The sequence below is a fragment of the Haemophilus parainfluenzae genome (genome assembly GCF_014931415.1).
GTDB lineage: Bacteria > Pseudomonadota > Gammaproteobacteria > Enterobacterales > Pasteurellaceae > Haemophilus_D > Haemophilus_D parainfluenzae_AF.
The window spans coordinates 1,270,246-1,283,566 of the sequence record NZ_CP063121.1 but is presented as its reverse complement, the minus strand read 5'-3'; the positions used below and the strand labels follow the sequence as shown (position 1 = coordinate 1,283,566).

General features: G+C 39.9%; 12 protein-coding genes. 5 read left to right on the top strand and 7 right to left on the bottom strand.

The genetic code is table 11. The features are described 5' to 3' along the window. Positions 1 to 7: 7 nt before the first annotated feature. The gene (locus INP93_RS06365) at positions 8 to 1,048 is read right to left on the bottom strand and encodes an ABC transporter substrate-binding protein (protein ID WP_005697792.1); all 1,041 of its coding nucleotides are present in this window, start codon (positions 1,046 to 1,048) and stop codon (positions 8 to 10) included. A gap of 185 nt (positions 1,049 to 1,233) precedes the next feature. Between INP93_RS06365 and udk the strand changes: the two genes are divergently transcribed. Genes udk through INP93_RS06345 form a run of 4 tightly spaced genes read left to right on the top strand, consistent with a single transcriptional unit; the run spans position 1,234 to position 4,834 of the window. Beyond that, entirely contained in the window at positions 1,234 to 1,875 is a 642-nt protein-coding gene (gene udk, locus INP93_RS06360) for a uridine kinase (RefSeq protein WP_197544442.1), read from the top strand. An 8-nt stretch (positions 1,876 to 1,883) separates the two neighbouring features. Beyond that, complete coding sequence (gene dcd / locus INP93_RS06355) at positions 1,884 to 2,465, top strand: dCTP deaminase (RefSeq protein WP_005696382.1); 582 nt, start codon at positions 1,884 to 1,886, stop codon at positions 2,463 to 2,465. Between the two features lie 3 nt (positions 2,466 to 2,468). After that, positions 2,469 to 3,656: an AsmA-like C-terminal region-containing protein gene (locus INP93_RS06350; RefSeq protein ID WP_197544441.1), complete on the top strand. Its 1,188-nt coding sequence runs from the start codon at positions 2,469 to 2,471 to the stop codon at positions 3,654 to 3,656. Next, a complete protein-coding gene (locus INP93_RS06345) occupies positions 3,656 to 4,834 on the top strand; it encodes a sugar transporter (protein WP_197544440.1) in 1,179 nt (392 codons plus the stop codon). The genes INP93_RS06350 and INP93_RS06345 overlap by 1 nt, the downstream gene beginning before the upstream one ends. A gap of 49 nt (positions 4,835 to 4,883) precedes the next feature. On the opposite strand, the gene INP93_RS06340 is transcribed toward INP93_RS06345, so the two are convergent. From INP93_RS06340 to uvrD, 5 genes are all read right to left on the bottom strand, one after another. Continuing rightward, entirely contained in the window at positions 4,884 to 5,867 is a 984-nt protein-coding gene (locus INP93_RS06340; RefSeq protein ID WP_197544439.1) for a peptide ABC transporter ATP-binding protein, read from the bottom strand. Further along, positions 5,860 to 6,843 carry a dipeptide ABC transporter ATP-binding protein gene (dppD, locus tag INP93_RS06335; RefSeq protein WP_197544438.1) on the bottom strand — a complete coding sequence of 328 codons (984 nt, stop codon included), beginning with the start codon at positions 6,841 to 6,843 and terminating at the stop codon, positions 5,860 to 5,862. The genes INP93_RS06340 and dppD overlap by 8 nt, the downstream gene beginning before the upstream one ends. Before the next feature lie 8 nt (positions 6,844 to 6,851). Further along, positions 6,852 to 7,748 carry an ABC transporter permease subunit gene (locus tag INP93_RS06330; protein WP_049370181.1) on the bottom strand — a complete coding sequence of 299 codons (897 nt, stop codon included), beginning with the start codon at positions 7,746 to 7,748 and terminating at the stop codon, positions 6,852 to 6,854. Between the two features lie 12 nt (positions 7,749 to 7,760). Then, positions 7,761 to 8,765 (bottom strand): ABC transporter permease subunit, encoded by a 1,005-nt coding sequence (locus INP93_RS06325; RefSeq protein ID WP_197544437.1) that lies wholly within the window; start codon positions 8,763 to 8,765, stop codon positions 7,761 to 7,763. Positions 8,766 to 8,874: 109 nt separating this feature from the next. Further along, positions 8,875 to 11,052: a DNA helicase II gene (uvrD, locus tag INP93_RS06320; protein ID WP_197544436.1), complete on the bottom strand. Its 2,178-nt coding sequence runs from the start codon at positions 11,050 to 11,052 to the stop codon at positions 8,875 to 8,877. A gap of 148 nt (positions 11,053 to 11,200) precedes the next feature. Between uvrD and INP93_RS06315 the strand changes: the two genes are divergently transcribed. Beyond that, positions 11,201 to 12,247 (top strand): ABC transporter substrate-binding protein, encoded by a 1,047-nt coding sequence (locus INP93_RS06315; protein WP_197544435.1) that lies wholly within the window; start codon positions 11,201 to 11,203, stop codon positions 12,245 to 12,247. A gap of 69 nt (positions 12,248 to 12,316) precedes the next feature. On the opposite strand, the gene fdhD is transcribed toward INP93_RS06315, so the two are convergent. Then, positions 12,317 to 13,126, bottom strand: a complete 810-nt coding sequence (gene fdhD, locus INP93_RS06310) for a formate dehydrogenase accessory sulfurtransferase FdhD (protein ID WP_197543061.1) — start codon at positions 13,124 to 13,126, stop codon at positions 12,317 to 12,319. Positions 13,127 to 13,321: the final 195 nt, after the last annotated feature.

The window sequence follows — 13,321 nt, the reverse complement described above, 5'->3', positions numbered from 1 at the left end:
CTATAAACTATTTCGCTAATTTAACGTCTTGAACCCATTTTTCAATTAAGGCTTTGCGTTGTTCAGTTGCACCGTATTTTTCAAAGTCATAATTGATCAGGTTAAGTTTGTTTGGATCAAACGCTGTTGGCGATTGTTCCGCTGTGGTGTTGGTTAAGATTTGTAAAGAGTCACCTTGTTTCCACGCTAACTCTTGACCTTCTTTAGATAATGCCCAATCCACGAATAATTTTGCGTTATCGATGTTACGCGCACCTTTTAAGATACTTACGCCACCTAACTCATAGCCGGTACCTTCACAAGGCACCACTAATTCCAATGGTGCACCTTGACGTTTTTCAAGTGCATAATCGTGTAAGAAGCCGATACCTACCGCGGTTTCACCACGTGCCGCATTACGAGATGGGGTTACACCTGATTTGGTGTATTGCGATACGTTTGGATGTAATGCTTTTAAGAAATCAAAGGCTTTTTCTTCGCCCCAGAGTTGAACGAAAGTAGCCAACGCAGTGTATGCTGTACCTGCACTTTGTGGGTCAGCAATTTGCACTTCGCCTTTTAAGCGAGGATCGGTTAAATCTTTCCAGCATTTTGGTACTTCTTTAATACCTAATTTTGCTAAACGCTCGGTATTCACACCAAAACCTAAGATACCCATGTAAATCGCAGAAACATAATGTCCTTTGGTTTTCGCTGGATCACGGAAACGTTCAACAATTTCATCAATGTGTTTAGATTTATAAGGTTCGATTAAACCCAACTCTGCCGCTTGTGCTTGAGGGTCGAATGTACCACCAAACCAAACGTCTGCTTGTGGGTTATTTTTTTCCGCTTCAACTTTTGCAAAAGTACTGCCTGAACCGTTGCGAATAAATGAGGTTTTCACATCATATTTTTCACCAAAGGCTTTCGTTGTTGTTTCACAAAGAATGTTAGTCGCACTACAATACACCACTAAACGCCCTTGAGCATTAACAGCTGATGATGTCATGAAGCCTGCAGCTAAAAGTGCGGTTGAAATGGAGAGAGAAATTTTATTCATTTTCATCGTACACTCCTCATAAATAACACTGATGAAATAATAAAAACGAGCACATCGTAAGCGAAAACGAAAAAAAATTCCGTGAACTACTTCACAAATTTAAAAAATTTAAATAAAAAAGAAAGGTGAATTTAAACTGATTTTTCTTTATAATCCTTGTAATTTTTACCTTCCGTTTTTGAGGTCGTTCTATGTCAGACTCATCTTGTATTATCATCGCTATCACGGGAGCATCCGCTTCAGGAAAAAGCTCCATTGCTTCCACCGTTCATAAAGAACTTTGTAACGACTTAGGTTGCCAAGAAATTGGTATCATTGCGGAAGACAGCTACTACAAAGATCAAAGTCATTTGGAAATGAGTGAACGTGTGAAAATGAACTATGACCACCCGAATTCAATGGACAGAGATTTACTCATTCAACACTTAAAAGACTTAAAAAACGGAACTGCCGTGGATATTCCGGTCTATAGTTATGTTGAACACACCAGAACAGGTGAAACCAAACACTTCACGCCGAAAAAAATTGTGATTTTAGAAGGGATCTTATTGCTTACTGATGAGCGAGTTCGCCAATTAGCCGATATTTCAGTCTTCGTGGATACACCATTAGACATTTGTTTTATCCGTCGTTTACAACGTGATATGGAAGAACGTGGTCGTTCATTACAATCTGTTATTGACCAATATCGTGCAACTGTTCGTCCAATGTTCTTGCAATTTATTGAGCCATCAAAACAATATGCGGATATCGTGATTCCTCGCGGTGGTAAAAACCGTATTGCGATTAATATGTTAAAAGCTCAAATTCTTCATTTATTAAACCAAAAATAGGAAAAATCATGCGTCTTTGCGATACCGATATCGAACGCTATCTAGATGATGGCATTATTTCTTTAACGCCTCGTCCTGAAAATGACAAAATCAATGGGGCAACCATTGATGTGCGTTTAGGCAATTCATTTCGCGTATTTCGTGAACATTCCGCACCTTATATTGATTTAAGTGGCCCGAAAGAAGAAGTATCTGCTCAACTTGAATCAGTGATGAGTGACGAAATTATTATCGGTGATGATGAAGCCTTCTTCTTACATCCTGGTATGTTGGCGTTAGCAACCACATTGGAGTCAGTGAAACTCCCTGCCAATATTATCGGTTGGCTAGATGGTCGTTCTTCACTTGCTCGTTTAGGTTTAATGGTGCACGTGACCGCTCATCGTATTGATCCAGGTTGGGAAGGTAAAATTGTGTTAGAGTTTTATAACTCAGGCAAATTACCTTTGGCATTACGTCCAAATATGGTGATTGGTGCTTTAAGTTTTGAAGTGTTAAGTGGCCCGGCAGCTCGCCCGTATACCAGCCGTAAAGATGCGAAATACAAACATCAACAAAATGCGGTAGCGAGCCGAATTAATGAGGATTAATCTATGAAAAAGATCGCAATTAGCCTGTTGATCGTGCTGTTTGCGATCTTTGCTTTTTTCTATATCCAACTCAATCAGCTGAAAAACAGCATAGCCGATCATTTAGCGCAATATGATATTCAAGTAAATGATTTTTCACTAAGCCTTCTACCTCAACCAACGGTAAATTTATCGGGTTTGAAATATCATCAACTTTCAGCTGAAAACCTTGAAGCTAAATTTGCACTTTTCCCGCTTTTTTCAGGTAATCCGATTTTAGAAGAAGTACAAATCACGCATTTTAAACTCAGTGAACAAGCCTTAAACCATACCAATATTCATGGTCGTTTTACTGATTTTTCACTTAAAAATATTTTTAACCAAAACATTGCGTTTAAAGGTGAAAGTGAGATTAGTTTTTCTCTTGATAAACCGATTTATGGCTCAAACACAAAATATCAATTTGCATTCAGCAAGGGAAATATTAACCTAAATCACCAAGACAAAAATCTGATTCAATTTGTTAATGCCCGTTTAAATCAACAGCCACTCGGTTATATCGAAACTTATGTTGATTTTTCAAAACCAATTAAAACTGTCAATGCCTATTTGCAACCTGATTGCCAGAATTGTTTAGCCACCTTTAAATTTAGTCATAAAGAGCTACAAAGTGCGGTCAACTTTTCCGGTAAAAATTTCCCAATGGAGCAACTTATCGCCTTGCTAAATTTCCCGAATACATTAACAGGCAAGGCTGATTTTAATATCCAACTTGCGCTAACCAATTCAGAACTCACTAAAGGAGAATTCTATTTCGATGCTCAAAATGGTGAAATTTTAGGATTGAACTTATTAGATATGGCGGCACAGTATTTACCGATTAATTACAACAGCGATTTAACCGCAAGTAGAAATATGAATACGCCTTATGAGCGTTTAGAATCGCGTCTTTCATTCGAAAATCACTTACTTAAAGTGGATAAAATGAACTTAAAAACAACCGCACTTTTAGCTGAAGGTGCTGGAGCCATTGATTTAGATAATGTACAATGTGACGTCAATTTAACCTTAAGATCCACTAACGAAAAATACAAAAAGCTAGCGTTGCCTATTCGCTTTTTCGATAGTTGCTACTCACCACAGTATAAGGTGAATATTGACCAAAACTTTCGTCATCAATTGAAAGAATTAATTAAAGAGAAATTAAAATAATGTCATTTTATCAGAAAGCAGAAAGAACCCAATATTGGCGCGTAGTCATCATGGCTTGCGCCGCTTTTATTTTTAACACCACGGAATTTGTGCCAGTTGCGTTACTCACAGACATCGGACAAAGTTTTGATATGCAAAGCTCCGATGTGGGTTTAATGATGACCGTTTATGCTTGGACGGTTATGATTATGTCTTTACCCGCCATGCTCGCGACAGGCGATATGGAACGTAAAGGCTTATTGCTGAAACTTTTCGTTATTTTTATCATCGGTCATATTATCTCAGTCATCGCATGGAATTATTGGATTCTGCTAATTGCCCGTATGTGTATTGCGGTAGCGCATTCCCTCTTCTGGGCAATTACCGCATCATTAGTGATGCGTGTGGCACCGAAGAATAAGAAAACACAAGCAATTGGTATGCTCGCTATCGGTACATCCCTTGCGACTATTTTAGGCTTACCATTAGGCCGTTTAGTCGGTCAATTAGTTGGTTGGCGTATTACTTTCGCAATCATTGCCGCATTAGCTTTGGTTGTGATGGTATTTATTATGCGTTTATTACCAAATCTACCAAGTAAAAATGCCGGCTCACTTTCTAGCCTACCGATTTTGGCAAAACGTCCATTACTCATTGGACTTTATGCCACAACGGTACTTATCGTTTCAGCACACTTTACCGCTTATACCTACATTGAACCCTTTATGGTTCAAATCGGCGAACTCGATCCAAATCTTGCGACAATAATTTTGTTGGTATTTGGGGTGTCTGGCATTACCGCAAGTGTGATCTTTAACCGCTTATACCGTTTTGGTCCAATCCAATTTATCAGTACGGCAATGATTTTATTGGCAGTCTCTTTAGCCTTTATGCTTGTTTCTGCAAGTTATACAGTCACGATGTTTACCCTAGCCTTTATTTGGGGTATTGGCATCTCTTGTATCGGGCTCGCCTTACAAATGCGCGTACTTCAACTTGCTCCTGATGCAACAGACGTCGCAAGTGCCATTTATTCAGGTATTTTCAATGCGGGTATTGGTGCAGGTGCACTGTTTGGTAACCAAATCGCTCGTCATGTCGGTCTTGAATATATTGGCTTTACGGGGGCAGCATTAGCGATGATTGCACTTGGCATCTTTGTCTTCTTCAATTTCCGCTATCGCGCTCAAAACGTCTAAAAAATGACCGCACTTACTCAATAAGTGCGGTCATTTTCTTTTTTCTTTTCTAATCGAGATGGAAACAAGCGATTAGCTTACCATCAGGATATTTTTCCAATTTCGGTTGCTCATTTCGACATTTATCGGTCGCTTTCCAACAACGCGGATTAAATGCACAACCTTTTGGTGGATTAATCGGGCTTGGCAATTCGCCCTTTAATTTAATCCGCTGACGACGTAATTCAGGCGATAATCTCGGTGTCGCCGAAAGTAACGCTTGTGTATAAGGATGCTGAGGATTATTAAAGATCTGCTCTTTTGTGCCCATTTCAACACAACGACCTAAATACATTACCATCACCTCATCTGCAATATGCTCAACCACCGAAAGATCATGGGAAATAAATACATAAGATAAACCAAGCTCAGCTTGCAAATCCATCATCAAATTCAGCACTTGCGCACGAACGGACACATCTAATGCAGAAACGGGTTCATCCGCCACAACCACATCAGGTTCAAGCATTAAACCACGGGCAATCGCGATACGTTGACGCTGTCCTCCCGAAAACATATGTGGATAGCGATTATAAAACTCTGCACGCAGTCCCACTTTTGCCATCATGGCCAATACTTTTTCTTTACGCTCTTTTGCCGATAAATTGGTATTAATGACTAAAGGTTCTTCCAAAATTGTGCCAATTTTCTTACGCGGGTTCAGTGATGCATAAGGGTTTTGAAACACGATTTGGATTTTCTGACGGCGCAATGCTTTCGTTTCGTGATCATTCTCTAAGAAATTTTGCCCGTTGTAATACAACTCACCTTCAGTCGGCTCTTCTATCATCGTCAAAAGACGACCAAGTGTCGATTTCCCACAACCTGACTCCCCCACCACGGCAAGCGTTTTGCCTCGTTCTAGAGAAAAAGACACACCATCTAATGCTTTCACTTGCTGTGTTTTCGCAAACATTCCTTTTTTCACAGGATAATATTTTTTCAGCCCAATAGCATTGAGCAATGGTGCATTTTCTTGCGCGACATTAGACATTGCTTGGTTCTCCTTGGGCATTTAATGGGGTATGACATTTAACTTGTCGATTTCCTACGTGACGTAATTCAGGTTCAACAGTTCGACAAAGATCGGTCGCATACGGACAACGTGGATTTAACAAGCAACCTTGTGGGCGATCGTATTTACCTGGCACTACACCGGGCAACGATTGTAACCGAGATTTACCTTCTGCAAACTCCGGTAAAGAACGTAATAATGCTTGAGTATAAGGATGTTTTGGTTCACGGAAAATATCTTCTGCTCGTCCTTCTTCTACTACTTGTCCCGCATACATCACAATAATACGATGCGCCGCCTCTGCGACTAACGCAAGATCGTGCGTAATCAGAATCAACGACATACATTCTTTTTGCTGTAACTCAAGCAACAAATCTACAATTTGTGCTTGAATGGTTACATCCAGTGCAGTGGTTGGTTCATCTGCAATCAGCAATCTCGGTTTACAAGCTATCGCCATAGCAATCATAACGCGTTGGCTCATCCCGCCAGAAAGCTGATGCGGATAGACATCAATACGTGATTCAGGATCAGGTATGCCGACTAAACGTAATAGCTCTAAAGTACGTTCACGGCGTTCTTTTTTACTGCCGCCTTGATGCGCTTTGATGGCTTCCATAATTTGGAAACCCACCGTATAAGCGGGATTTAAGCTTGTCATTGGGTCTTGGAAGATCATGGCAATATCGGCCCCAACTAATTCCCGCTTTTCTTTTGGCGGTAAGCTTAAAAGATCTTTTCCTTCAAATGCCAAGCCCTGCGCTGAAACTCGACCAGGAAAATCAATTAAGCCCATTACCGCAAGGGAACTTACTGATTTCCCTGAGCCAGACTCGCCGACAATACCTAATACTTCGCCTTGATTAACTTGGTAGCTAATACGATCCACCGCTTTAAAAGGTGCTTTTTCATCACCAAAGTGAACAGAAAGTTCTTTTACATCTAATAATGCCATCCTGCCCCCTATTGTTTTAATTTTGGATCGAGCGCATCACGCAACCCGTCGCCCATTAAGTTAAATGCTAAAACAAGCGATAAAATCACTAAACCTGGAATCGTAACCAACCAGTTTGCTGCCTGCATAAAGCTGCGTGATTCAGATAACATGGTCCCCAATTCCGGTGTTGGTGGTTTTGCACCAATACCTAAGAAACCTAAGGTTGCTAATTCTAAAATTGCATTAGAAATCCCCATTGTCATTTGCACGATAAGCGGTGCAAGGCAATTCGGTAAAATCACAATAAACATTAAGCGTAATACGCTTGCTCCCGCTACACGCGAAGAGGTGACATAATCTCTGTTTTTCTCATTTAATACCGCTGCACGTGTTAAACGCACATAACTTGGAATCGAAACCACGGCAATCGCCAACGTCGCATTGGTTAAAGAGGGCTCTAAGATTGATACCACCACAATGGTTAAAAGCAAGTTTGGGATAGCCAACATAATGTCAATAAAACGAACAATTAATGTATCTAATGCCCCGCCATAATAGCCGGCTAGCAAGCCAAGGCTCGTTCCTAAAATACAAGATAGAATGACTATAATGAAACCTGCAAAAACAGAAATGCGCGTACCATAAATAATGCGAGAAAGAATATCTCGACCAATGTCATCCGTACCCAGTAAATAGGCTGAATTACCACCTTCATACCAAGCTGGCGGTAACAATAGCGCTGAACGATTTTGTTCGATAGGGTCGAAAGGTGCAATCCAAGGGGCAAAAATACTGATTAATGCCACAACAAGAATAAAAGTGAGCCCAATCACAGCCCCTTTATTTTGTTTGAAATAAAACCAAAACTCCTGCAACGGTGTGCGAGGTGCAATCGTTTCAATAGATAAAGTTTGTTCCGTCATTAATAAGGCTCCTTATTGATGGCGAATACGTGGGTTTACCACGCCATAAAGTAAATCGATCGTCAAATTCACCACAATAATAATTGTAGCGATAATCAACACGGCGCCTTGTAAGACCGGATAATCACGATTAGAAATCGCATCGATAATCCATTTACCAATACCCGGCCATGAGAAAATTGTTTCGGTTAAAACTGCACCGGATAATAACTGTCCTACAATCAAGCCCACCACTGTTACAACAGGGATAAGCGCATTACGTAGCGCATGTACAATCACAATTCGGGTATAACTTAAGCCTTTCGCTTTTGCGGTACGAATATAATCTTCACCTAACACTTCCAACATAGAAGAACGTGTCATTCGGGTAATCACCGCAAGTGGAATGGTACCTAACACAATAGATGGTAGAATCAATGACTTAATGGCATTCCAAAAGGCGCCAGGCACGCCTGAAAGCCAAGTATCAATTAACATAAAACCAGTTGGTGTATCGATCCAGAAACTGTCTTCTAAACGTCCCCCTTGTGGTAAATCTAACCAAGGTGAAATATATAAGATCAAAATTAATCCCCACCAGAAAATTGGCATGGAATAACCCGTTAATGACATAGCTGTCACGGTATGAGAAATCCAGCTATCTTTCTTGACGGCAGCAATCGTTCCTAGCGTAATGCCGGCAATTAATGACCAAAATAGTGCAAAGAAAGCCAATTCAAACGTAGCAGGGAAAAGTGTGAAAAACTCCCTCAGAACAGGTTGTTGAGTGCGGAATGATTCACCGAAATCGCCTTGTATTACATTACTAATATAATTGAAATATTGCTGATACAACGGTAAATCGAGACCAAGTTGTTTCATCATTTGTTGATGAACTTCTGGCGTTAAACCTCGCTCTCCCATCATAATCTCCACAGGATCGCCTGGAATAAAATGAATGAGCGCAAAAGTCACAAAAGTAATGGCGATAAAGGTAGGAATCACCATTAAAATACGTTTTAAAATAAATTTAAACATCTACTTCCCACATGATAAAAGTGCGGTCATTTCTTCGAATGCTTTCGCACTTGGCACCTTGAGCATAAACATCAATATTCATGCCCGCTGCAATAAAATCCTCCCGATTCTACCGCACTTTTTCTAATTTTGCCAAATGGGCAATTAACCACTTAATACCTTGAGCTTGAAAAGCGATTTGTAAACGGGTGTTATTATCTGAGCCTTCAACGTTTATCACTGTGCCAAAACCAAACTTTTCATGTTTCACTTTTTGTCCCATTTTCCATTCATTCTCAGGCAAACTCGTGTTTAAACTTCCCACTTTCGCTTGGTTTAATGCTCGAGTCACCGTTCCACGCAAGCGGATTTCTTGAATGCATTCTGATGGTAATTCTGTAATAAAACGTGAAGGCAAATGACGTTCTTCTTTTGTATAAACACGACGACTTTCAGCATAACAAATGGTGAGTTTTTGCTTAGCTCGAGTAATACCCACATAAGCAAGACGACGTTCTTCTTCTAAACGACCGGGCTCTTCAAATGAACGGAAACTTGGGAATACCCCCTCTTCCACCCCAACCATAAACACGCGTGGAAACTCCAAGCCTTTTGCTGAGTGTAAGGTCATCATTTCTACACAAGATTGATGAGGGGAGGCCTGCTCTTCTCCCGCTTCTAAAGAGGCGTGAGTTAAAAAGGCGGTAAGATCGGTCATATCCTCTGCTTCATCGGGTTTGATAAATTCTCGGGTTGCCGTCACCAATTCCTCTAAGTTTTCAATACGCACTTCACCTTTTTCGCCTTTTTCTTGTTTATACATGTCGTATAAGCCAGAATGTTTAATCACGAAATCTGTCTGTGCAAACAATGGCATTTCAGCCGTATCCACCTGTAAAGAATTAATCAACTCTTGGAAACGCAGTAATGCAGTTGAAGCTCGCCCCGTTAGCATATTTTCTTGTGTGGCTACTTGAACAGCTTGCCATAAAGTAATTTGACGTTCTCGGGTTAAATTTCGTAACACATCTAAAGTACGATCGCCAATACCACGTGTAGGCGTATTAATTACACGTTCAAACGCGGCATCGTCTTGACGGTTATTAATTAAGCGTAAATACGCCAACGCATCTTTAATTTCTTGGCGTTCAAAGAATCGCATCCCACCGTAAATACGATAAGGAATTTGACAACGAATCAAGGCTTCTTCAATGACACGAGATTGGCTATTACTACGATATAAAACAGCACAATCATCTAATTTTCCACCGTCATCTACCCAGTTTTGAATCTGAGAAGCCACAAATTTTGCCTCATCTAATTCATTAAATGCCGCATAAATACCCACTGGCTCGCCCATTTCACCATCGGTCCATAAATTCTTACCGAGACGATCACTATTATTCGAAATAAGTTGGTTGGCACTTTTCAAAATATTGCCGGTAGAACGATAATTTTGCTCCAAGCGAATGGTTTCAGCCTTGAAATCTTTCAGGAATTTTTGAATATTTTCGACCTGTGCACCACGCCATCCATAAATAGATTGGTCATCATCTCCCACAATCATCACTTTACCCGTATTGCCGGCAAGAATTTTGATCCAGGCATATTGTATTTTGTTGGTATCTTGGAACTCATCCACCAAGATATGCTGAAAACGTTGTTGATAGCGTTGCAAAATCACGGGCTTTTTAGCAAATAATTCATAGGCACGAATTAGTAATTCGGCAAAATCGACCAAACCTGCACGATCGCAAGTATCTTGATAAATTTGGTAGATCTTAATCCACTCTTTTTCCTGACGATCACCAAAATCATTGATATCTTGTGGTCTTAAACCTTCATCTTTTTTATTATTGATATACCAGCACGCTTGCTTTGGTGGAAACGCTTTATCATCATAATTGTGTAATTTCATCAAGCGTTTTACTAAACGAAGTTGGTCTTCAGAATCTAAAATTTGGAAATCTTGTGGCAAGTTCACATCTAAATGGTGAGCGCGTAATAATCGATGAGCAATGCTATGGAATGTGCCAATCCACATGCCAAATAGATTCGATTGAGCATGTTTGGATAAGGTATCTTGAATACGATGGCGCATTTCAGCAGCGGCTTTATTGGTGAAGGTTACCGCCATAATGCTACCTTCAGAAATATTTTCTACAGCAATCAACCAAGCAATACGGTGAGTCAGTACGCGAGTTTTACCACTTCCAGCACCGGCAAGCACAAGGTAATTGCCAAGCGGTGCTGCCACTGCTTCACGTTGTTTATCATTCAAGCCATCAAGTAATTCTGAAATATCCATTGCTCTTATTTTAATCTGGTTAAATTTACAGGGGATTATAGTGGGAATTATGCGTTTAAACAATCCCAATATTTACAAATTTCCTCTGCCCGCTTATATTAGCAATATCAAATAATTACTAAATATTGACGACGTAAAAGGAGACATAATGTCAATAAAAACCACGTTAAAATTAACCGCACTTTCAGCTCTAACCGCTCTCGCGTACACGTCTCACGCACAGGCTGAAGGCAAACTCACCGTGTATTGCAGTGTACAAAACGTAGTATGCGAAAAAGTCACGCAAGCCTTTAGTAAAAAATACAATGTAGATGCTCAATTTGTACGTAATAGTACAGGCGTTGTATTAGGCAAAATTAAAGCTGAAAAAGAAAACCCACAAGCTGATTTCTGGTTTGGCGGCACCATTGAACCGCATCTTCAAGCTGCAGAATTAGGCTTACTTGAATCCTATCGCTCCCCATTACAAAAAGATATCATGCCGCAATTTAAATCTTTAATGGAGCAACGTGGTAATTTCACCTCTGTGATTTACTTAATGGAGCTAGGCATTGGAGTGAATACTAAAAAATTAAAAGAATTGAATATTCCTGCGCCAAAATGTTATGCAGATCTAATAAAGCCTGAATATCAAGGACAAATTCAATATCCCGATCCCCGTGTTTCTGGTACGGGTTATTCACTTATCAGCACTTTTTCCACATTATGGGGAGAGGAAAAAGCTTTTGATTATTTAAAAAAATTAGAACCTAATCTCATGCAACATACCAAAACAGGTCTTGCGAGCAACTATTTGGCTAACGGTACCGTAGCAATTGATTTAGGTTTCATGTTGGTTTACCCACGTGAGAAGAAAAACGGTGCGCCCGTTGAAGGGATTTTACCGTGCGAAGGCGTAGGCTATTCTTTAGGTGGAGCTAGTATTATCAAAGGAGCAAGAAACCTCGATAATGCTAAGCTGTTTATGGATTTTGTACTAAGCAAAGAAGCACAAGAAATTCCGTGGCGAGAATCAGACTCTTATCAACTTCCAACCAATATTCATGCTGAACCGGCGCCAGGCTTCCTGCCGGCGAGCAAATTAAAACTCGTGGATATTGATTTTATGAAATTTGGTACAGATCAAGAAGGTAAACGCCTCACCCAACGCTGGGTTTCTGAAGTGCTCTTAGAGAGTAAATCGCCAAAAGAATAAAAGAAATAAACAAAAAGTGCGGTTAAAAATCATGGTGTTTTTGACCGCACTTGTTTTTAATAGATAAAACTAAGCTAAAACCAACCGCTCTTTACCCGCATAGATATTGGCTTTTCCTGGGCGAGCAAAGCCGATAAGGGAAAGATTGTGTTGTTCAGCCATATTCACGGCGAGATCTGTCGCAGCAGAAATCGCAACAAGTAACTCGATACCACAAGCTACCGATTTTTGAACCATTTCATAACTGGCTCGGCTCGAAACCAACACAAATCCTTGTGGTTGATTTTGTTTTGCATGCCAGCCAATTAATTTATCTAGTGCAACATGTCGCCCAACATCTTCTCGAATCGCCAGTAAATTACCCGATAAATCAAAAAAGGCGGCTGCATGTGTCGCGCCCGTTTCTTTTCCGAGTGCTTGATTGGCTTGTAATTGTGCTAAACAACCATCTAATAAATTTAAATTAAATTGGAAAGTGCGGTCTAATTTTGGCAATTTTTTATAAACTTGTGAGATTTGTTCTGTGCCGCAAATGCCACATCCTGTTCTGCCTGTTAATGTTCGGCGATGATCTTTTAATGCCACAAATTGGCGGCTAGATAATTCAATTTGCACTTCGATTCCATTGCATACTTCCACCACATCAATGCCATAAATATCCGCTTTTTTCTCAATAATACCTTCTGCCAATGAAAAGCCTAAAGCAAAATCCTCTAAATCTTGTGGAGAACACATCATGACGGTATGCGCAATACCATTATAGACAAGAGAAACAGGGACTTCCGCAGCCAGACTATCTTGTTTTTCAATGAAAAGTGCGGTCGGATTTTCAGGTGTTTTTTTAAAAAAATTGATTGTTTTTTGGATTATCCAGTGCATTATTTTTTCCCAATAAAATGGTTGTAGCTAAAATGTTACTTTTTTTTAACAAAAAATGCTTGTTTTGTGATCTGGCTCAAGTTTTAAAACGATTATAACAAGTTTTGATTATAGATTTCAGGTTAAAAAATAGTTAAAATTATCCCTGTTTAAATTGGTCATTTTTATAGCCGATTTAATGGTTGATACGTTATT

What these genes read in the sequence shown, in the direction of transcription:
- INP93_RS06365 (WP_005697792.1), bottom strand. Translation starts at nt 1,048, where the DNA reads ATGAAAATGAATAAAATTTCTCTCTCCATTTCAACCGCACTTTTAGCT.
- udk (WP_197544442.1), top strand. Translation starts at nt 1,234, where the DNA reads ATGTCAGACTCATCTTGTATTATCATCGCTATCACGGGAGCATCCGCT.
- dcd (WP_005696382.1), top strand. Translation starts at nt 1,884, where the DNA reads ATGCGTCTTTGCGATACCGATATCGAACGCTATCTAGATGATGGCATT.
- INP93_RS06350 (WP_197544441.1), top strand. Translation starts at nt 2,469, where the DNA reads ATGAAAAAGATCGCAATTAGCCTGTTGATCGTGCTGTTTGCGATCTTT.
- INP93_RS06345 (WP_197544440.1), top strand. Translation starts at nt 3,656, where the DNA reads ATGTCATTTTATCAGAAAGCAGAAAGAACCCAATATTGGCGCGTAGTC.
- INP93_RS06340 (WP_197544439.1), bottom strand. Translation starts at nt 5,867, where the DNA reads ATGTCTAATGTCGCGCAAGAAAATGCACCATTGCTCAATGCTATTGGG.
- dppD (WP_197544438.1), bottom strand. Translation starts at nt 6,843, where the DNA reads ATGGCATTATTAGATGTAAAAGAACTTTCTGTTCACTTTGGTGATGAA.
- INP93_RS06330 (WP_049370181.1), bottom strand. Translation starts at nt 7,748, where the DNA reads ATGACGGAACAAACTTTATCTATTGAAACGATTGCACCTCGCACACCG.
- INP93_RS06325 (WP_197544437.1), bottom strand. Translation starts at nt 8,765, where the DNA reads ATGTTTAAATTTATTTTAAAACGTATTTTAATGGTGATTCCTACCTTT.
- uvrD (WP_197544436.1), bottom strand. Translation starts at nt 11,052, where the DNA reads ATGGATATTTCAGAATTACTTGATGGCTTGAATGATAAACAACGTGAA.
- INP93_RS06315 (WP_197544435.1), top strand. Translation starts at nt 11,201, where the DNA reads ATGTCAATAAAAACCACGTTAAAATTAACCGCACTTTCAGCTCTAACC.
- fdhD (WP_197543061.1), bottom strand. Translation starts at nt 13,126, where the DNA reads ATGCACTGGATAATCCAAAAAACAATCAATTTTTTTAAAAAAACACCT.